This window comes from Gloeomargarita sp. SKYB120, from assembly GCA_025062155.1.
Lineage (GTDB): Bacteria > Cyanobacteriota > Cyanobacteriia > Gloeomargaritales > Gloeomargaritaceae > Gloeomargarita.
Window position 1 is genome coordinate 1 of the sequence record JANXAM010000023.1, and the last position, 19,278, is coordinate 19,278.

Annotated in this window: 19 protein-coding genes and 1 CRISPR repeat array; of the genes, 6 read left to right on the forward strand and 13 right to left on the reverse strand. The window is 54.7% G+C overall.

The genetic code is table 11. From position 1 onward, the window contains the following. The first annotated feature begins 45 nt into the window (after positions 1–45). A CRISPR array of direct repeats spans positions 46–738; the repeat unit is 37 nt; unit sequence GTCTCAAATTCCTTATCCCGGTATGCGGGATTGAAAC. A gap of 31 nt (positions 739–769) precedes the next feature. Beyond that, on the reverse strand, positions 770–1,441 hold the full coding sequence (gene ntcA / locus NZ705_08800) for a global nitrogen regulator NtcA (protein MCS7293049.1): 672 nt from the start codon (positions 1,439–1,441) through the stop codon (positions 770–772). 148 nt (positions 1,442–1,589) lie between these two features. On the opposite strand from ntcA, the gene fabI reads away from it, so the two are divergent. From fabI to clpB, 4 genes are read left to right on the forward strand one after another with little or no spacing between them, the layout of a single operon-like run. Next, a complete protein-coding gene (gene fabI / locus NZ705_08805) occupies positions 1,590–2,381 on the forward strand; it encodes an enoyl-ACP reductase FabI (protein MCS7293050.1) in 792 nt (263 codons plus the stop codon). 37 nt (positions 2,382–2,418) lie between these two features. Next, complete coding sequence (locus NZ705_08810) at positions 2,419–3,501, forward strand: hypothetical protein (protein MCS7293051.1); 1,083 nt, start codon at positions 2,419–2,421, stop codon at positions 3,499–3,501. 45 nt (positions 3,502–3,546) lie between these two features. Further along, positions 3,547–4,470, forward strand: coding sequence for an AEC family transporter (locus NZ705_08815; GenBank protein ID MCS7293052.1), 924 nt, complete (start codon positions 3,547–3,549; stop codon positions 4,468–4,470). Positions 4,471–4,523: 53 nt separating this feature from the next. Then, a complete protein-coding gene (clpB, locus tag NZ705_08820) occupies positions 4,524–7,148 on the forward strand; it encodes an ATP-dependent chaperone ClpB (protein MCS7293053.1) in 2,625 nt (874 codons plus the stop codon). Here the strand turns inward: clpB and NZ705_08825 are convergent. From NZ705_08825 to pheA, 8 genes are all read right to left on the reverse strand, one after another. Next, positions 7,095–7,553, reverse strand: a complete 459-nt coding sequence (locus NZ705_08825; protein MCS7293054.1) for a phosphate-starvation-inducible PsiE family protein — start codon at positions 7,551–7,553, stop codon at positions 7,095–7,097. The two genes, clpB and NZ705_08825, sit on opposite strands and share 54 nt — an antisense overlap. Positions 7,554–7,564: 11 nt before the next feature. Further along, positions 7,565–9,391, reverse strand: a complete 1,827-nt coding sequence (locus NZ705_08830; protein ID MCS7293055.1) for an NAD(P)H-quinone oxidoreductase subunit F — start codon at positions 9,389–9,391, stop codon at positions 7,565–7,567. A 47-nt stretch (positions 9,392–9,438) separates the two neighbouring features. Next, the gene (locus NZ705_08835; GenBank protein MCS7293056.1) at positions 9,439–9,984 is read right to left on the reverse strand and encodes a hypothetical protein; all 546 of its coding nucleotides are present in this window, start codon (positions 9,982–9,984) and stop codon (positions 9,439–9,441) included. A gap of 426 nt (positions 9,985–10,410) precedes the next feature. Next, positions 10,411–11,370 (reverse strand): hypothetical protein, encoded by a 960-nt coding sequence (locus tag NZ705_08840; protein ID MCS7293057.1) that lies wholly within the window; start codon positions 11,368–11,370, stop codon positions 10,411–10,413. A gap of 52 nt (positions 11,371–11,422) precedes the next feature. Beyond that, positions 11,423–11,896: an MEKHLA domain-containing protein gene (locus tag NZ705_08845; GenBank protein MCS7293058.1), complete on the reverse strand. Its 474-nt coding sequence runs from the start codon at positions 11,894–11,896 to the stop codon at positions 11,423–11,425. Beyond that, positions 11,893–12,534, reverse strand: coding sequence for a uracil-DNA glycosylase (locus tag NZ705_08850; GenBank protein ID MCS7293059.1), 642 nt, complete (start codon positions 12,532–12,534; stop codon positions 11,893–11,895). Before NZ705_08850 ends, NZ705_08845 begins: the two co-directional genes overlap by 4 nt. Before the next feature lie 13 nt (positions 12,535–12,547). Beyond that, entirely contained in the window at positions 12,548–14,152 is a 1,605-nt protein-coding gene (locus NZ705_08855; GenBank protein ID MCS7293060.1) for a mechanosensitive ion channel, read from the reverse strand. A 42-nt stretch (positions 14,153–14,194) separates the two neighbouring features. Continuing rightward, entirely contained in the window at positions 14,195–15,043 is an 849-nt protein-coding gene (gene pheA / locus NZ705_08860) for a prephenate dehydratase (GenBank protein MCS7293061.1), read from the reverse strand. A gap of 41 nt (positions 15,044–15,084) precedes the next feature. Here pheA and NZ705_08865 point away from each other — a divergent pair, with 41 nt between their 5' ends. Beyond that, complete coding sequence (locus NZ705_08865) at positions 15,085–15,660, forward strand: DUF1997 domain-containing protein (protein MCS7293062.1); 576 nt, start codon at positions 15,085–15,087, stop codon at positions 15,658–15,660. On the opposite strand, the gene NZ705_08870 is transcribed toward NZ705_08865, so the two are convergent. Next, positions 15,633–16,226, reverse strand: a complete 594-nt coding sequence (locus NZ705_08870) for a ribonuclease HII (protein ID MCS7293063.1) — start codon at positions 16,224–16,226, stop codon at positions 15,633–15,635. The two genes, NZ705_08865 and NZ705_08870, sit on opposite strands and share 28 nt — an antisense overlap. A 24-nt stretch (positions 16,227–16,250) precedes the next feature. On the opposite strand from NZ705_08870, the gene NZ705_08875 reads away from it, so the two are divergent. Further along, complete coding sequence (locus tag NZ705_08875) at positions 16,251–16,871, forward strand: DUF1997 domain-containing protein (protein ID MCS7293064.1); 621 nt, start codon at positions 16,251–16,253, stop codon at positions 16,869–16,871. Here the strand turns inward: NZ705_08875 and NZ705_08880 are convergent. The 3 genes from NZ705_08880 to NZ705_08890 all read right to left on the reverse strand — a co-directional run bounded on the left by NZ705_08880 (position 16,829) and on the right by NZ705_08890 (position 19,206). Further along, entirely contained in the window at positions 16,829–18,181 is a 1,353-nt protein-coding gene (locus NZ705_08880) for a heterodisulfide reductase-related iron-sulfur binding cluster (GenBank protein ID MCS7293065.1), read from the reverse strand. The genes NZ705_08875 and NZ705_08880 overlap by 43 nt on opposite strands. A 66-nt stretch (positions 18,182–18,247) precedes the next feature. Then, positions 18,248–18,457 (reverse strand): hypothetical protein, encoded by a 210-nt coding sequence (locus NZ705_08885; GenBank protein ID MCS7293066.1) that lies wholly within the window; start codon positions 18,455–18,457, stop codon positions 18,248–18,250. Further along, entirely contained in the window at positions 18,454–19,206 is a 753-nt protein-coding gene (locus NZ705_08890; protein ID MCS7293067.1) for a hypothetical protein, read from the reverse strand. The genes NZ705_08885 and NZ705_08890 overlap by 4 nt, the downstream gene beginning before the upstream one ends. Positions 19,207–19,278 lie beyond the last annotated feature (72 nt).

A 19,278-nucleotide genomic window follows, 5' to 3' on the forward strand; every position in this document is an offset into this window, starting at 1 on the left:
GGATTGAAACCAGCCTCCGCAGGCGGGGTCGTGAACACCAGCATCGTCTCAAATTCCTTATCCCGGTATGCGGGATTGAAACGCACAAGGAAAAGCACGCGATGGCCCGACAGTACCAGTCTCAAATTCCTTATCCCGGTATGCGGGATTGAAACAAGGGCATAGGGCGGGCGCTGGCAAGAGCGATAGGGTCTCAAATTCCTTATCCCGGTATGCGGGATTGAAACTTTGCCAGCGCTCTTGACAATTCGACAAATTTGTGCTGTCTCAAATTCCTTATCCCGGTATGCGGGATTGAAACTTTACAATTACATGCAAAAACTTTCTCAAATTGACTGTCTCAAATTCCTTATCCCGGTATGCGGGATTGAAACATCCCGTGGAGCGCCACCACGGTTAGCCTTAATGGTCTCAAATTCCTTATCCCGGTATGCGGGATTGAAACGACCAGGCCGCCACATCCCGCATGTTGGCCAAGGCGTCTCAAATTCCTTATCCCGGTATGCGGGATTGAAACCTGAAATTCGCCATTTTCCGGGCAGCGATTAACCTTGTCTCAAATTCCTTATCCCGGTATGCGGGATTGAAACGTAGTGGTGCACCAGGAAGGCGAAGAGCCACACCGGCGTCTCAAATTCCTTATCCCGGTATGCGGGATTGAAACGCCGTCGTTGCCCACCCGCACTTGCCCGAAGGCATCAGTCTCAAATTCCTTATCCCGGTATGCGGGATTGAAACACATTGTCAGCGGTAAATTCCCCATTAAATCTCAAGTAAACTGCTGGCTTAGACTCATCGGGTCGTGTACGGTAATTTTTTTCTTGTTAATCGAAATCATGCCGCTCTGGCGCAAATCCCCGAGAAGTCGCGTGACGGTCACCCGTGTAGAACCGATGGCTTCGGCAATCGCTTGGTGAGACAGTTTTAAGTCAATCATCACGCCGGCGCTGGTTGGTACGCCAAAGTCTCGACACAGGATGAGCAGGAAACTGGCCAGCCGCGCTCCCATATCGCGATGGGCTAACGTTTCAATCATCATTTCGGTTTGCAAAATCCGGGACGCCAGCCCCCGCAATAGGATCAGCGATAGCTCTGGGTCACTTTTGATGAGCGCTTCCACTTGTTCAATGGGTACCGAATAAAGCTGGGTGGTGGTAAAGGCAACGGCGTGATAAAAGCGGTCCGAGCGATGACCCGTGATGAACGATAGCACGCCAAAAAAGCTATTTTCCCGCAGCAGGGCAACAGTAATTTCTTCACCAGATTCATACACCCGCGAGAGTTTCACTGCGCCTTTAATCAAAAAATAAATCCGTTCTGCCGGATCGCCGGGAAAGAAAATGGTTTTGCCCCGCTCAAAGGTCTCCACGCCTTGGGGAAATGTGCCATGGGATAACCGGTGCAACAGGCCATAAAGGGGTTTGTCCTGCAGTACAGCCATTGGCAGAAAGCGACCAAATACTAATGTTCCACGCTATGGGAATGCTGCTAGCTCAATTGTATTCTCTATAACTATTTGTGCCCGCTTGTGCTGGGGAGCATTCCAGGCTAGGGTGGAGACAGTGTCCATACATGCCGGTGGGAGCGATATGTTGAGCTTGCAGGGAAAAAAGGCACTGGTGCTGGGAATTGCCAACGAATACTCGATTGCCTGGGGGATCGCCCAACAACTGCACCAGGCGGGCGCGACGCTAGGGGTCACTTATCTACCCGATGAAAAAGACCGTTTCAAGCAAAAGGTGGCCCAGTTGACCGAACCCCTGCATCCGGAACTTTTTTTGCCTTGCGACGTGCAGAAAGATGAACACATCCGCGACCTGTTCCAAGCTGTTCGAGAGCGCTGGGGCACCTTAGATGTGCTAGTGCATTCCCTGGCGTTTGTCCCCAAGGAAGGGCTAGAAGGGGATTTCAGCCAGATTTCGCGGGCGGGGTTTGCCCAGGCGCTCGACGTGAGCACTTACTCATTGATTGCCCTGTGCCGGGCGGCCAAACCCTTGTTCAGTCCGACGGCGTCGGTCATTACGTTGACGTACTTAGGGGGTGTGCGGGTCGTGCCGAACTACAACACGGCTGGGGTGGCTAAAGCTGCTTTGGAAGCCTGCGTGCGCTATTTGGCCTATGAGCTGGGGCCGCAGGGGGTGCGCGTCAATGCCATTTCCGCTGGGCCAATTAAAACCCTGGCGTCGTCAGCAGTGGGGGGGATTCGCGACATGATTCAACACGTGCGGCAAACGGCTCCCCTGCGTCGGTCCGTCACGCAACTGGAAGTAGGCAATACAGCGGCCTTCCTGGCGAGCGACCTAGCTAGCGGCATCACCGGGCAAGTGATCTACGTGGATGCAGGCTACGAGATTATGGGGATGACAGCGCCAGCGGATTGATATACCCTGAAATTGTCCCACGGCCCACCAGCAGTCAATGGCTCCGTTACACATCGCGGTCGAAGCGCCGGCCCACATTCTCATCGGCCTGGCAAGCGGTGAATTGGAACGCATCGGCGGCGTGATACGGAATGCCCAGACCAAACAGGTGGTGATGTGGCTGCGGGATGCAGGAGCGACACCAGCCCAGGCATTTTTGGGCATGACCACCGCAGCCAGTTGGTTGAATTTGGGGGTCGCAGCGGTTGGCTTTGCGCTTGTGATTGAAAAACTCAATAAACTAGAAAAAGCCCTGCAAAGTTTGCAACAGATTACTAAAGAGATCAGCGACAAAATTGACCTGAGTTTTTATGCCAACTTCCGGGCGGCAGTTGATTTGGCGCAAAACGCTTTTCGGATGCAGCAAACGCACAACCGGCGAACGAGTGCGATGACTGCGATTAATCGCTTTTTGGAAGCCCAACACATTTATAGCGACCTAGCGCGGCAGCAACTTCCTTACAAAACCAAAGCGATTGCCGCCTATCTTCACACGCTGTATCTAGCCTACGTAGTAGAAGCACGGTGTTATTTAGAACTGGAAGAACTAGACACGGCCAGACAACGTTTAGAAGCAGGCTACCGAGAACTGAACCAGCTCCTGCGCCAGTATGTGGATATTCTCTTGACGGACAGGCCGGTGATTTATCTCCATCCCAAACTCTCGCCCCAGGTGGATTTAACTCGTTTAACCCACATCTTCCGTTGGAAACATCAAAATTATCGTCTGACTGAAAACGAAGTGTTTGAGTTGCTACGCCGGACATGGCTTTTGAATGAGAACTACGATATTCATGTGGGTTACTGGATTGACAACTTACCCCCTGCTGTTATCTCCCAAACCGAAATTGACCGCAACTTGTTTGGTGTAACTCCGGCAGGTCGGGAGAAAGTGTTTCAGCGTCTTGCCGAAACCGTCAATCATATCGAGTCGCTGCTGGAAACGGACCAGCGGTTTCTAGGGTATCAGTTGGAGGTACAAGCGCTCCAGCAACAGGGCCTGAGTTTTCGGGCGTTTCAAGACCTAAAACCTGAAGGGACTTCCCTACCGCCAGTGGTCTATATTTATCCAGAATCCTGAGACGGTTGCCCCTATACTGGAAACGTTTGTCCCTGGCGCGGTGGAATGTCGCCTGAATCGCAACGGCTGGTTGAACTGTATATCACTTTGTCAGTTTGTACAGGTCTGGGCTGGCTGGTGGGGCCTTACGTGGGGCCGAAATTACTCGACCGGGTTGGGCAATGGCTGTTTTGGGTGGGCATGCCCCTGAGTGTGCTGGGTTTTGTCCTGAATGTGCAACTGACGCTGGATGTCTGGTGGGCGGGATGGGTGGCGCTGCTGGCATTTTGGGGAGCCTGGGGACTGGGTGAACTGTGGCTACGCTGGCGGGGCGCGCACTGGTCACTGCCACAGCGGGGGAGTTTCCTACTGACCGCTATGGCCGGCAACACAGGCTATGTGGGCTATCCAGTGTGTTTGTTCCTGGTCGGGCCGTCCTATTTCGGCTGGGCAGTGGTGTTTGATTTGATGAATACCCTGGCGGGTTCCTACGGGTTGGGTGTGTGGCTGGCGGCGAAACTGGGGGGACGACGGGCCAAACCCTGGCTGGCGCTGGTGCGTAATCCGATGCTGTGGGCGGCGTTGCTGGCGCTAGCGTTGTACCAGGTATCCCGTCCGGCTTGGCTCAATGTCAGCTTAAAAACGATTGCCTGGAGTATGGTCGTGGTTTGCCTGGTGCTGATGGGGGTGCGCCTGCGGCAAGTGCGGCACTGGGGGAAATTGAAGTCCGTCGCTGCCAGCTTGGGGATTAAGATGCTGGTGATCCCGCTGCTGGTGGGGCTGCTATTGCAAGGGTTCGGGGTACCAGCGCCGGTACGATTGACACTGGTGCTGCAAGCAGGGATGCCACCAGCCCTGGCCACTTTAGTTTTGACCGAGGCCTACGGCCTGGAACCAAGTTTCACCGTTAGTGCGATTGGGCTGGGGTTGGGATTGCTGCTGGTCACGTTGCCCCTGTGGTTAGCGCTGTTCGGTGGGGGCATCGGCTAGGGTCGTTAGAATTGATATGAAGTACTACATTGATGGCGAGCGATTGACCGTCTGTGCAACCAACTGACCCCAATAAATTCACCGAAAAAGCCTGGGAAGCGATTGTCAAGTCCCAAGACATTGCCCGCCGGTACCGCCAGCAGCAACTGGAAGTCGAACATCTCATGCTGGCGCTGCTGGAACAGAATGACTTTGCCGTGAAGATGCTGGTGCAAAGCGGCTGTGATCTAGTGCAATGTACCCAGCAGTTGGAGATGTTTGCGCGGCGGCAACCCCAAGTCAGCGCAGCCAACGGGCAATTGTACCTGGGGCGGTTTTTAGACATTTTGCTGGACCGCGCCGAAGCCCAACGCCTGACCTGGAATGACGCTCTGATCTCGGTGGAACACCTGTTACTGGGGTTTAGCGAAGATGAGCGCCTGGGACGCCGCCTGTTCCAAAACCTAGGGGTCACCACCGAGCAACTGATTACTGCTATCAAGACCATCCGGGGACACCAACGGGTACAGGACGCCACACCGGAAGCCCATTACCAGGCTCTGGAACGCTATGGCCGGGATTTGACCGAACAGGCGCGGGCGGGTAAATTAGACCCCGTCATTGGGCGAGACGAAGAAATCCGGCGGGTGATCCAAGTCCTGTCGCGGCGCACCAAAAATAATCCCGTGCTCATCGGTGAACCGGGCGTTGGGAAAACGGCCATTGCCGAAGGACTGGCGCAACGGATTGTCAATGGCGACGTGCCGGAGTCCCTGAAAAATCGCCGCCTGATTTCCCTGGATGTGGGGAGTTTAGTCGCCGGGGCGCGTTACCGGGGCGATTTTGAGAAGCGCTTGCAGGCGGTGTTGCGGGAAGTAACGGAAGCCGCTGGTCAAGTGATTTTGTTTATTGACGAACTGCACACCGTTGTTGGCGCCGGGGCGACTACCCAGGGTGCGATGGACGCGGGCAACTTGCTCAAACCCATGCTGGCACGGGGCGAGTTGCGCTGTATTGGCGCCACCACCCTTGACGAATATCGCAAGCACATCGAAAAAGACGCAGCACTCGAACGACGGTTTCAACCCATTCGCGTGGAAGAACCCAGCCAAGATGACACGGTGGCCATTTTACGGGGATTAAAAGAGCGCTACGAAGTGCATCACGGGGTAAAAATTGCTGACGCGGCATTGGTGGCTGCGGTACGCTTGTCTGTGCGCTACATTCCCGACCGGTTCTTACCCGACAAAGCCATTGATTTGATTGACGAAGCCGCCGCCAAGCTCAAGATGGAAATCACATCGAAGCCGGAAGAATTAGAAGTGATTGAGCGGCGGTTGATGCAACTGGAAATGGAGCGGTTATCGCTGGTAAATGACCGGGATGCCGCCAGTCAAGAACGCCTGAAAAAAATTGAACGGGAAATTGCGACCCTGAGTGCGCAACAACAGTCGCTCAACCAGCAATGGCAAAGTGAAAAACAACTGCTCGAAGCCATTAAGGCGCTGAAACAGGAAGAAGAGCAAATCCGCGTGCAAATTGAGCAAGCCGAACGGAACTACGACCTGAACCGGGCCGCCCAACTGAAATACGGTCGCCTAGAAGCCCTACACCAAGAGTTAGAAGCCAAGGAAGCAGCCCTGGCGGAAATTCAATCGCACAATGCCACGCTTTTGCGCGAACAGGTCACTGAAGCCGATGTCGCCGAAATTGTGGCCAAATGGACAGGGATTCCGGTGCGGCGGTTGTTGGAATCCGAACGGCAAAAATTGCTCCATCTCGAAGAATACCTGCATCAAAGGGTGATTGGGCAAGAGCAAGCGGTCAAAGCTGTTGCTGCGGCCATTCGCCGGACACGCGCTGGTTTGAAATCTCCCCGTCGTCCTATCGGTTCATTTCTATTTCTCGGCCCTACAGGCGTTGGCAAGACGGAACTGGCCCGCACCTTAGCGGAAGCCCTGTTTGACAGTGAACAGGCGTTGGTGCGTTTAGACATGTCCGAGTACATGGAAAAGCACAGTATTTCCCGGTTGTTGGGCGCGCCGCCGGGTTACGTGGGCTATGAAGAAGGGGGGCAATTGTCAACGGCCATTCGCCGGCGTCCCTATGCCGTGGTCTTGCTCGATGAAATTGAAAAAGCCCACCCTGATATTTTCAATGTGTTGTTGCAAATTTTGGACGATGGGCGGGTGACGGATTCCCAGGGGCGCGTGGTGGACTTTCGCAACACCATTATCGTCATGACCAGCAATTTGGGGAGCGAATTGATCTTAGAAGGCACCGAAACCCCCGCCTTTTTAGAACCCAAAATCCGGCAATTGCTAGCGGCTCACTTCCGGCCTGAATTCTTGAACCGCATTGATGAAATCATCATTTTCCACTGTCTCAACCGCGACCAATTGCGGGCAATTGTGCAATTACAAATCCAACAACTCCAGCAACTGTTATCCGAGCAACAAGTCACCTTGGACGTCACTCCTGTAGCGGTGGACTACTTAGTGGAAGCGGGTTACGACCCAGCCTATGGCGCGCGACCCCTGCGACGTGCGATTCAGCGGGAGTTAGAAAACCCCCTGGCCGACTTTCTCCTGGCGCAAGCGGCTGGTGGTCCGATGAAGGTCAAGGTGGATGTGCGCGATGGACGGTTAGTGCTCACGCGGCGCATGGGAACGCCGAATGATCCAATAGCTCACCGATAGCGCCAAAACGGCTGCGGCCAGGCCAATCAGGCTGAGACCCGTGGTTTTTTCCAAATCTAGAATGATAATTTTCCGGGCCACTGCAATCAAAGATGTCACAATCACCAACTCTACCTGCAACACATGCCGCTGCAAATAAGCCGTGATATTTTCCAAAATTTCTAGAGCAATCAACACATTCAAAAACGCCCCAAAAATGGTGAATAAATTTTGACCGAAAAATCCCTTGGGTTCGGTGTTCAATTCAATGACCAATAGCCGAATTAAATCAATGACGGCCACAAAAATAACCCCAATCATCGCCAGGGAGAGAAACCGGGCGACCCAGGATTCAACCGTAGCGACGCCTGCTAGGAAACGAGTTTCTTCCCCCACCTGTCCCAGCCAGCGCCACAGCCACTTCATCTTTTTTTGCCTTACCAACCGTTACCGAGAAACCACAGTCCGACCAAAACCACACCACCCAAAATAGTCAGCAGATAAATTTGGGACTTGCCACTGACACTGTATTTCAATAACTGACCGCTAAAAATTGTGGAAACCCCTACTAAATGCACCAACCCATCCACCAGATAACGGTCAACCCAGGCGGTTAAACGGGACATCACCCGCACCAGTTGCACCACTGTTGCCTGATAAACCGGTTCGATGTAAAAGTCGTAGGCGAGAAAATCTTCACCCAACCGCCACCAGCGCTGCGCTGAACGCACGCCCCGCCGTTTCAGTTCCAACGCTGCCCCTGCTCCTATACCCAGTGCGCCTGACGTGATGAGGAGTAGCACTTCTCCCCGTTGCCACGGACCCCACACCGGCGACAATTCCCACTGCCTGAGCACCACCGGCGTTAGTAAGGTGATAAAAATCATGGCAACCATCGGCACTGCCATTGGCCAGGCCACTTCCGGGGTGCGGCGAGTTTTTGGTTGCACTGGCCCGAGAAACACCAGACGGAACACGCGGGTCAGGTTCAACGCGCACAGGAAATTGATCACCAACACCAAGCCCAGCACCCACGTCGGCATTGTTACAAACCAGCGACAAAAGACCCAGAACATGCCCAAGGGAAATAGTCCCACTAAGCCCAAAGACCCAACCACAAAACTGGTGATGGTTACCGGCATCCGTCGCCCAATACCCCCCATTTCCGTAATATCTTGGCTAGATGTAGTAATGGTAATCGCGCCGGCACTCATAAACAACAAGGCTTTGGCGACCGCATGGGCAAATAACAACCAGAAAGCGACATCGGGCTGTTGCAAACCCACTGCAATAAAAACCAGTCCTAAGTACGCGCTCGTGGAGTGAGAAAGCGTCCGTTTCATATCAATTTGCGCTAGGGCCATCAAAATGGTGCCGACGGCTGTCATCGTGCCTAAAATGACAAGTGCATCGAGAGCGACCGGCGAGCGAGACAAGACCGGCTCTAATTTAATCAGCACGTAAGCCCCTGCCGCCACCACAATCGAATTACGTAAAACAGATGCTGGATTGGGGCCTTCCATCGCTTCGTCTAACCACAAATGCAAGGGGAATTGGGCGCATTTGCCAATGGGTCCAGCAATCAATGCCAAACCCAGTAACGTCCAAACTGCTGGCGGTAAATCGGCGGTTGCGGCCCAAGTGGCAATCTCTGGAAAGGTCAATCCTGACCCCAATCCCGACAGGGCTACCACGCCCATTAAAAACACTACATCCCCAACCCGTTTCGTTAAAAATGCATCCCGCGCTGCTTTTACCACCAAAGGTTGGGCATACCAAAAACCTACCAATAAATAGGTCGAAAGGGTGAGCATTTCTAGCAGCATATAGCTTAGAAATAAAGAGTCGCTTAAGGCAATCCCCCCCAACGCCGATTCAAAAAAGCCAATTAACCCATAAAAACGCGCCAGCGACCAGTCTTTTTCCATATACCCCAGCGCGAATAACTGGGCCAGCAGCGTAAAGCTATTCACCGTTGTGAGCGCCAGGAGCGACGGCACCGATAGATGCAGCGCCAGCGTCAAGTCCAAATCCGCAACGTGCAACCAGTGAAACATCAACTCCTGGGGAAGCTGTTCCTGTCCTACGAGCAACGCCGCCCCACTATGCAAAAACGCCAGCAGGGACGCCAGCATATTCAAATAAGCCGCTGGTCGTTGACCTGTGCGTTGAATCAACCCCAGAGACCACGGCAACGTGACAATCGCCCCTAGCAACCCATAGACAGGGCTAAACCAAACCGTATCGAAAATCCACTGCGGCATGGTCATCACCAGGAGTCACGCCGTACTTGATTGTCCCATGTCCGGCGCTACCAGTAGCAACCTTGTTCAACAACTTGACAATTCGGTGGGACTTCCTGGGGAGCCGGTCGTACCCAGTGTTCATTATATAGCTGCTGAAAAAAGGGCCGTTCATCCCATCGTTTACCTTTGATGCCGAATAGAATTTGCGTCGCTCCCCGCAGATGAATCACTTTTTTGCCTAGACGTTTTACATAAGCCGCTAAAGGTAATCCGTAAGCACCTGCTCCGATAATGGCAATATCAAATTCGATTTTGCTCACCTTGTCACACATCCAATCCAGCGCAGCAAACCCACAGTCATTGCCAGCAATAGATTGCACCGCCTTTAAGGTTTTCAACTCAAACTCGGGTAAAACATCAGGATTTTGAAAGAGTAATTCGCGCTTCTGATACTGCTGTTGAATCGTATCGGCAAAGGGATGGATAACTAACACAACTTTCCCCCGCAATGCCACTGACCATGGCTGTTCATGGTAATAGGGTTCTAAGTCTTCCAATTTCACTTTCACTGCTTGGGAGATGACGTCCCTAAAAAGTTGTTCATCGGGCAACCAGGAACCTAGAATGTCTATGAGGGGCCTGGAGTATGCGTTCACAAAAGCGCTCCAAATAGGGCGGTTCCGCTGGGAAAAATCCCGCATTGTAACGCATTTTTTGCCTAATCTTAGTATCCCACCAGAAAGGCCCTGATTGACCAGTAATGTAGCGCCAACTTTTCTGCAAAGGAAATGCATTTTTCTGGTGAATTCTGTAGTAGTGGACAAGCGCCCCTAGTTCCACTCCCCCAAATCGGGCAATCATGCAAGGTTCAGGCGCGAGAACTTTTGCTTTGATCACGTCACTGGCGGCCTGTCCAGAATAATCAACTGGCGGTCGGGATGGGGAAGTGTCAGTTAAGGTGAGTTTCTTACCCCAGCTATAAACGCGGCGACCAGTATTCAACAAGCGAATTACCAAAGGATGAACCGTCATTAACATCACCAATAAGCTTTCACGCGACCAATTTTGGGTGGAACTTCGTGGGGAGCTGGTCGCACCCAGTGCTCATTATACAGTTGCTGGAAGAAGGGCATCTCATCCCAGCGGCCCCCTTTGATGCCGAAAAGAATTTGAGTTGGCCCACCCAGATGAATGGCCTTTTTACCTAGACGTTTTACATGGGCCGCTAAGGGCAATCCATAAGCACCTGCGCCGATGATGGCAATATCAAACTCAATCTTGCTGATGGCTTCGCACATCCAGTCAAAGGCGGCAAACCAGTCAGGAAACCCGCAATCATTACCGGCAATAGATTGCACCGCCCTTAAGGTCTTTAGCTCAAACTCAGGTAAAATATCAGGGTTCTGAAATAACATTTCGCGTTTCTGATATTGTTTCTGAATCGTATCTACAAAAGGGTGAATCACTAGCACTGTTTTACCCTGGAGTGCTTTGGACCAGGGATGTTCATGATAATAGGGTTCTAGGTCACTAAAACGTATCAATTTGGCCTGGGTTAAAAAATGTTGGATTTGCCGCACGAAATAGTCCTGTTTCCCTTCCCAAAACGCCAGGACATCAATGAGTTGCATATCGGCAATCATCCGTTCCCCAAAACGTTCTAAATACGTGGGTGTCGCTGGAAAAAAACCCGCATCCATCCACATGGACTCCTGGGCGCTCTGGTCCCACCAAAAATGATGAATCTGACCGCGAATATAGTTCCAGGATTTTTCTCCCCAATACTGGGCATGGCGACGGATGTGATAGGCTCGCAAAGTTGCGTTTAACTCCACATTGCCAAAGCGGCAAATCATGCAGGGGCCAGGCGTTTCCAGGATTTGCTGGATGTAGTCACTTGCTGCTTGACCTGCGTAATGAACTCGAATGGGGGGTGCTGTCGCTGGATGGATTACCCCATAAATACGGCGTAATAATTTGAGCAGTAGAACACTCAACCGCTGCAAAATTGGCCCCCTGGAACCGCCATTGACTGGGATTCATCATATCTCAATCGAGCCACGTCCACTCACGAAACATGGCCGCTTGCCCGTAGTACTGTCCCTGGTCATCGAGCACGTTCCACACAATGGCATTTTGAAACTGAAACCGGCGCCCTTTGCGACTAATGCGCACACCCCGGTAACCCTGCGCCCAACCTTGCGTCTTGACCTGCTGTAACAACTGCGCGCGCTCCGGTTGATATTCATTAGCGGCGGACAGCCGTGACGGTAGGCCAATCCATTGATCCCACGTGGTTTCCCATAAATCTAGGGCAGCTTGATTACCGTAATTGAAACAGGGGTCAGGCTGAGTGTCGTGGGAAACCAGAACCCAGGGTGCATGAAATAAACCATAGGCTAAGGCTTCTAAATCAAGGCTTGCATCCATCAAGCGCTGCCCTGTCCAGTGGCGAAAACTGCTAATGAGTCGTTGGCTGTGGGTTTGCACATCAGGGCGTTGCCAAGGAGAAATGCCGCTCATGCCTTAGTTAATTGGTCCAGCCTGGCCCGCACGGCTTGAATGTCTTGCCACATGAGCCATTTGGGGCTGCCGACTTCCCGCGAGGGGTTGCGCAATAAAAAGGCCGGATGGAAGATGGGCATACATTCGTATCCTTGCCACTCAAACCATTGGCCCCGAATTTTTGTAATGCCCCGTTTGTCGCCCAAGATGGCTTGCACAGCGACCGCTCCCGCTAACAGGATAATTTTGGGATTGACCAATCGGATTTGGGCGAGCAGATAGGGTTTGCAGGCGGCCACTTCATCGGGTTCCGGGTTGCGGTTGCCAGGCGGACGGCATTTGATCACGTTGCAGATATACACGTCCCGCTCGCTGTCGAGATTGACAGACGCCAGGATTTTGTCAAGCAATTGTCCAGCTTTACCCACAAACGGTAAACCGGTTTCGTCTTCCTGTTGCCCTGGCGCTTCTCCAATCACCATTAAGGACGCCTGGGGATTGCCCCGACTGACCACCACATGGGTGCGGGTCTCCGCTAGACGACATTTCTGACAGGTTTGACAAGCGCGGTTTAATTCATCCAAACTGGCGTAATCCACCGGCGGGGGCGCAGGTTCAGGTGCGAGTTGAAATAAATCCATTTGTTCGCCGGCCATGGCTTTGCCCTATCTACGCCGCACTATTCATACCCGCCGCGCCATGGGATTCTGGGGACGGAGGGATAATCTTTTCCAACCCGTGGATATGCACGTCTCGCTGTGGGAATGGCACCTTGATATTGTACTTTTGAAAGCTCTCCACAATCCGGTAGTAGAGATCACTTTTGATACGGTACTGCTCGCGGGGTTCGCAAATCCACACCAGCAGGTCAAACATCATGGCGCTTTCGCCGAAATTCACCAACCACACCTGGGGCGCCGGATTGGCCAGGACATCCGGGTGACGGCGGGCGGCTTCTAGTAACGCAGTACGCACCGTTTCCACCGGCGAACCGTAGGCAACTCCCACCGGTACATGCAGGCGCGAGACTGGACTGCCCAAACTCCAGTTAATCACCTGGTTGTCCACAAACCGGGAATTGGGCACGATGATAGAGACGCGGTCCAGGGTGCGAATTTCCGTGGTGCGGGTGCCAATCCGTTCCACTGTGCCTTGCAAATCCCCGACGTTGATAAAATCTCCCACCTGAATCGGGCGCTCCAAGGTAATAATTAAACCGCTGATGAAGTTGTTGGCTGTGTTTTGCAACCCGAAGCCAATCCCCACCCCCAGGACACTGGCTAACAGGGTCAACGAGGTTACATCTAAGCCCCAAATTTGCAACAGAATGATTGACCCCAGCAACACCAGTGTGTAACGGGTTAAAACGGCGACCACTTCCCGTACCCGCTGGTCAGCACCGGCTACTTGTAGTACGCGAGATTTGAGAAGTCCGGCGACCGTGCCCGATAGGGTCCACAACAGCACAAATAAGACGAGAAATGTGAGTAGGTCGAGTAACGAATAGCCCCGATTTCCCAGCGTGACAATGGGTGTGGTTAACCCCACCACTAAAGACCGCACCAAGTAGTAACGGGCAATGCGAATGGTGGGGAATAAATCGGTGAGATAGAGCAAAACAGCCAGCCATATCCCACTCTGGATGCCAATAAATCCCATCTGGCTAATCAGGCGCAGGGTGCCTTCTAGATGGGGAGCGGTGGCATGGGTTAAACGAGTGAGATACCGCACAAACCAACGGCGGGCGGCGCTCAGCACAATATGCCCCAGTCCCGCTAGCACCAGGGTCACCACTGCAAAGACTAGCGCTTGGGAGTGATAGGCCGGTGTGCGCTCTAAACGCGCTTGTTGCAGGGCATTTTGAATTTCCTGTTGCCAGATTTCCGCTTGCACCCGCGCAGACCGACCGCCTTGGCCAATATCTGCCTGAGTCACAGTGAGGAGATGCTGGTCGTTGAGGCGCAAGGTCCACTGATTGGTACTCGGGTCGGCGACAATTTGGACGACAGGGGGTTGCTCGGGGTTGGCTTGCCACTGGTCAATGGCTCGAGCCAAAAGTTGGTTAGCCCAGTCGGCTCGCTCTACGCCACTCAAGCTGCCCGAATCCCGCAGGTCAAACAGGGGCCGACCATCCACCACCACTGCCGCGACGCGCCGGGACAACCACTGGGGTACAGGCCGAAGTTGCGCGTTCACGGGCGTCGCCATCAGGAGCCACCACACGCCTACCACTACGGTCGCTACCGCCAACCAGCGACGGATTTGCCCCACCATGATGGACGGTTGTTATCAAACGCACGTTATTCCCAGTGTAACCTAGCCGGTTGCGGCTGCTGGTATCTCGACGGTGGTAATGGTATAGCTGCCGTAATTACACAGGCGACTGGTTTCGGGCAACAGAGCGCGAATCGCTTCCTGGATGACGGGTTGGGTTAGGGAACCTTCCAAATCGACCGAAAAAAAGTACTCCCCTAGCCCCCGCCGTGTCGGGCGTGACTCAATCCGGCTGAGATTGATCCCCCGCTGGGCAAAATGCGTCAAGGCCCGCACCAAGGCCCCTGGCCGGTTCTCCGGCACGCTAAAGGCCAAGGTGGTATGGCTGCCCGCCGTCTGAAACTGGGAACCCACGACCCAAAACCGGGTGAGATTGTCGGCTGCTAAATCGGTTGCCAGGATGGGTAAATTGAGGGACTGGGCCGCCCGTGGCGAAACAATAGCTGCCGCTTGGGGGTCTTTCTCCACGTACTGCAAGGCTTCGGCGGTGGAACGTGTCGGCAACCAGGGGATGTGGGGCAAATGGTCTTCCAGCCAGTACTGGCATTGACCCAGCGCCTGGGGATGGGAGTACACCCGCTGAATCTGTTCAAGCTGGGCGCAACGGCTGACCAGGACATGCAGGATGGGCAAGATTAACCCCTGCTGGATGTACAGGTTGGGAAGTTGCCAGAGCATGTCCAACGTGATGCTGACGCTGCCTTCCAGGGAGTTTTCCACTGGCACGACCCCATAATCGGCTTCCCCCCGCGCCACGCTGTGCAACACCTGGGCAATGGTACTGGTGGCTAACCACTGGGGTTGGGGCCACTGCTGACCAAAGGCGTGGGCAACCGTTTCGCTGTTGGTGCCCGCTGGACCGAGATAGGCAATGCGGGGGGAGAGAACCATTAGTGTTAAGATAAGTTACAACATCACCGGTCAAATGACCTATGCTAGTCCATTTTCAGGCGCAAGAATCCGTGACGATACCGGTGCCCCGCCAGCCGATTCCGATTGAACACTACCTGCGGCAACCCCAGCGGCTGGTCTATGCGATTGCCGACCCGCGCCAGGTGGAGGAGTTGGGAGAGCAAATCTATCGCCTGAAGATGCGCCCCCGCAATTTTTTTTCGTTCACGATTCAGCCAGTGGTGGATGTCCGGGTGTGGACGGAGCCGTCGAATATCCTGCGGTTGCAGTCGGTGGGGTGTGAAATTCGGGGCGTGCCTTACATTGACCGGCGGTTTCGCCTGAATTTGACAGGGACGTTGCAGGCGGTGCGTTCATCCCGCTGTTCGTCGCTGGTGGGTCACGCCAACTTGCAGGTGGATGTGGATGTGCCGCCCCCGCTGAACCTGATGCCCAAGCCGATGGTGGAAGCCGCGGGCAACAGTCTGCTCGCCAGTGTGCTGGGTCTCATCAAGCAGCAATTGACGCGCCAGTTGATGGCCGATTACCAGCAGTGGGTGGCTAGCACAATGCAGGCAGAAGCAGAAGCTCACGGGACGTTGGCCTGGGAAACCTGACAGGGGCGAAACGACAGCCGGTGGATGCTACTGGGGCCATAACGCTGCAATGCCCGGCGATGGGTGGGACTGGCATAGCCTTTGTTGCGGGCTAAGTCGTAGACGGGGTATTCGTGGCTCAACTGGTCCAAGTGCTCATCGCGCCAGACTTTGGCAAGGACACTGGCGGCAGCAATGGGAATTTCCGTCTGGTCACCGTCTACGACTGTCTGCTGGGGATAGGGCAGGTCGGGAATGGGGTGGTTGCCATCCACTAGACAAATCGCGGGCGCGAGGGAAATGGCCATGACTGCCCGGCGCATGGCTAACAGCGTGGCTTGCAGGATGTTGAGAGTGTCAATTTCCCAGGGGTCGGCCCAGGCAATGTGCCAAGCTTTAGCAATTCGCTGAATGCGGGGAACCCAAGCCTGTCGCTGGCGGGGGGAAAGTTGTTTACTTTCGCGCAGTCCCAAGCGGCGGAGTTCGGCTTCCCCAGCGGCATCCAGAACCACCGCTGCACAGACCACCGGACCGCAAAGGGCACCCCGACCGACTTCATCCACGCCCAGGCGCAGGTGGGTTAGCATGGGGCACAGCGACCCGTCCAACGTATGAGTGAGTTTACCGCCTTTCACAGCACGTTTAGCGACTGTATGCCCATGTATGCGCCAGCGGCGGTGGTGGGGAGGTATTTGGACGCGCATCAAGCCTGGTTCCGGCGCTGTGCTGACCCTATGCAAGCGGAACCCATCGGCCAAACCGGTTACGCCCTGAAATTAGGTCGCTTTGGTGCGCTGGGTTACGAGCTGGAACCTTGCATTGGGTTGGATTTACTGCCAGCAGACCAGCAGACCTACCGCATTCGCACCATCCCCGTGCCAGGCTTTGAACCGGAGGACTACCGGGTGGATTTTCAGGCCCGTTTGACGCTGGTGGAAACGCCAGTGCCTGCGGATGTGCAAGCAGAATTGCCCAATCTAACTGTGATGACGCGGGTGGAATGGGTGCTGGACCTAGGCGTGGAGGTGCGCTTCCCCCGCTTTATTCAGGTGTTGCCAGAATCCTTGATCCAACGGACGGGCGAGGCGCTGTTGCGGCAAGTGGTGCGGCAAATTTCCCGGCGATTGACCCGTCGGGTTCAGGAGGACTTTCACCGCAGCCAGGGGTTGCCCATGCCCCGTCCCGTCCATCAATTCCGCTGGTATCGCCGTCGTCCAGCACCGACCCGTTGAGACAGTTCCAGCGGTTGGTTGCGAATCGCGTGGTCCAGCAACTGCACAGGATGATAAACGGGTGTGGTTGCCCCTCGTTCCCGCAAATAGTGTTGAATCTGTACCGTGCAACCAATGTTGGCAGACGCTATGACCTGGGCGCCGGTGTTGAGTAAATTCGTGACCTTTTGGCGACCCAATTCCGCTGCGGTTTCCGGTTGCAAAAAGTTATAGACGCCAGCGCTCCCACAACACAAAGCAGCATCGAGCGGCTCGCGCAATTCGATGCCTGGAATGCGGCGCAACAATTGCCGGGGTTGCAGGCTGATTTTTTGACCGTGAATCATGTGGCAAGCGTCTTGGTAAACGACGGTCAGGGGTTGGGAACTCAGTGGGTGCAAGGGCACTGGAAATTCGATGGTTGCCAAAAACTCCTGGACATCCTTGACCTTGCCACTAAAGGCAGCGGCCACGTTGCGGTACTCCTGGTCCTCGGCTAGAAGCCGCCCGTATTCCTTGAGCGTGTGCCCGCACCCCGAAGCGTTAATCACAATGGCGTCCAGGTCGTAGGGGCGGAAGCAGTCAATCATCCAACGGGCCAGGGTTTGGGCTTGGCGGGTTTCCCCCTGGTGACAGGGCAAAGCGGCGCAACACCCCTGCTGCGGCGGAATCACCACTTCACACCCAACCGCTTGCAACACCCGCACCGTCGCCGCATTGACCTCCGGGTTGAATAACCGCTGCACACAACCTAGGATCACGCCCACCCGGTAACGCCGTTCCCCTTGCGCCGGTAGCACGGTGGGCCAAGGCCGGGGCAACAGTTGATGGAGCGTCAAAGGCGGTAATAGTTCGGCCATCGCCGCCAGTGAAGAAGACACACGGCGCAACCATTGAGGCAACCAGCGGTTCAATCCCAGGCGTTGATACAACCACAGGGCCGGAGCCACTAGCCGTAGTCGTTCTGGGTAGGGCAACAGTTGAAAGAGCACTGTGCGCACCAATCGTTCCGACCAGGGCCGCCGGTAGTTGCGCTGGATTTGCGCCCGCGTTGCTGCGATTAACTCGTCATAACGCACCCCCGATGGGCAAGCCGTGACACAGGCAAGACACCCCAAACAACTGTCGAAGTGACCAACGGTTGCAGTTTCTAAAGCAATCTCCCCTTGAAGAATGACATTCATCTGGTAAATGCGCCCGCGCGGGGAGTCCATTTCCGTTCCCAGCACCCGGTAACTCGGGCAAGTTGTCAAGCAAAACCCGCAGTGAACACAAGTGTCAATGATGGCCTGCGATGGGGGATGCTGGCTGTCAAAACCGGGGGATGGCATTAGCAAATAACGCAACCGTGTCTTCTTCCGTTGTACCTTGCCCCCGGCGGCAGCGCTAGGAAAAGTTCAGCCTTTGATGTAGACCACGTGGGCGCGATAGAGCAGAAAACTCTCCTGCTGACCCGTGACCAGCCGGAAATAGTGGGGGTCTTGCCAAACGATTTGACCGTGGAGAAGGTCGCCGGTCGTCAATTTCACTTCCACGCTAGTTTTGTCTTTGATAAATGCTTGTACCTGCCGCACGCTGGGCAAGCCGGTGTCCAATTCGTTGGTCATTGGGATTCCACCACCACTTGGAAACCGCGAGCACGCAGGTACTGCGCCAGTTGTTCCGCTCGGCTCCGCTCGTGGAACCGTCCCACCTGCCACAACAATTGCCCACGATACATAGCCCGGAACGCTTCGGGCACCAATTGCTTGAGGACCTCTTCCTTGTGGGCAGGAATGGCCGGTCGCACAAAAACTCGCACCGTAGGCCGGTGACTGGGCATGGTATTTTGCCGCAACGATTGCCAGGTGGCGATGCGCTCTAGGTCCCCCAGTTCACTGCTCTGAGCTGGCGGACTCAACACCATTTGCACCTGAGCGTCGCGCTGCGGGTTCACAGGTCCCACGACTTGGGCGGGCAATCCATTCTGTCGGAGCTGAGCCGCAAACTGTTCAGCTTCCTGAAGCGACTGAAAAACGCCTGTTTGCATAGCGATTTGCCCCTGATGTCGCACGGGAAACGCCTGGGGAGCCAGTTGCCGTAACACGTGCAGGCGAACCGGATGCATCCCCACCACCAACACGCGATAAGACTGCTCAGGATTCACCAGCGCCCCAGGGGCTGGCGGTAAAGGGCTGCCTTGACCAATGGGGGCCATGCCTGGAACCGGAAGCGGGCGATGCTGAGGAGGCACGGCGCGCCGCTGCTGGCGTTGTTGCCAATCCGCCGGCGGGGGTAATTGCGTACCCAACTGCGCGAAAACCGGCGTTGTCCAAAGCGTGAGTATCAAACCCAAACTTGGTAGTGTGTGTCGCATCGTTCCACTCTTCAGCTTGCAATGGTAGGCAAACACCTATAGGGATAACTTTGGGGTAAGCCAGTCTCGTAT

Bases quoted from the DNA above. Each gene is read 5' to 3' on its own strand.
- NZ705_08850 (MCS7293059.1), bottom strand. From the start codon at position 12,534: ATGGCCGGCGAACAAATGGATTTATTTCAACTCGCACCTGAACCTGCG.
- NZ705_08825 (MCS7293054.1), bottom strand. From the start codon at position 7,553: ATGAAGTGGCTGTGGCGCTGGCTGGGACAGGTGGGGGAAGAAACTCGT.
- NZ705_08830 (MCS7293055.1), bottom strand. From the start codon at position 9,391: ATGCCGCAGTGGATTTTCGATACGGTTTGGTTTAGCCCTGTCTATGGG.
- NZ705_08845 (MCS7293058.1), bottom strand. From the start codon at position 11,896: ATGAGCGGCATTTCTCCTTGGCAACGCCCTGATGTGCAAACCCACAGC.
- NZ705_08815 (MCS7293052.1), top strand. From the start codon at position 3,547: ATGTCGCCTGAATCGCAACGGCTGGTTGAACTGTATATCACTTTGTCA.
- NZ705_08890 (MCS7293067.1), bottom strand. From the start codon at position 19,206: ATGCGACACACACTACCAAGTTTGGGTTTGATACTCACGCTTTGGACA.
- NZ705_08865 (MCS7293062.1), top strand. From the start codon at position 15,085: ATGCTAGTCCATTTTCAGGCGCAAGAATCCGTGACGATACCGGTGCCC.
- NZ705_08810 (MCS7293051.1), top strand. From the start codon at position 2,419: ATGGCTCCGTTACACATCGCGGTCGAAGCGCCGGCCCACATTCTCATC.
- ntcA (MCS7293049.1), bottom strand. From the start codon at position 1,441: ATGGCTGTACTGCAGGACAAACCCCTTTATGGCCTGTTGCACCGGTTA.
- NZ705_08875 (MCS7293064.1), top strand. From the start codon at position 16,251: ATGAGTGAGTTTACCGCCTTTCACAGCACGTTTAGCGACTGTATGCCC.
- NZ705_08885 (MCS7293066.1), bottom strand. From the start codon at position 18,457: ATGACCAACGAATTGGACACCGGCTTGCCCAGCGTGCGGCAGGTACAA.
- NZ705_08855 (MCS7293060.1), bottom strand. From the start codon at position 14,152: ATGGTGGGGCAAATCCGTCGCTGGTTGGCGGTAGCGACCGTAGTGGTA.
- fabI (MCS7293050.1), top strand. From the start codon at position 1,590: ATGTTGAGCTTGCAGGGAAAAAAGGCACTGGTGCTGGGAATTGCCAAC.
- NZ705_08880 (MCS7293065.1), bottom strand. From the start codon at position 18,181: ATGCCATCCCCCGGTTTTGACAGCCAGCATCCCCCATCGCAGGCCATC.
- pheA (MCS7293061.1), bottom strand. From the start codon at position 15,043: ATGGTTCTCTCCCCCCGCATTGCCTATCTCGGTCCAGCGGGCACCAAC.
- NZ705_08870 (MCS7293063.1), bottom strand. From the start codon at position 16,226: ATGCTAACCCACCTGCGCCTGGGCGTGGATGAAGTCGGTCGGGGTGCC.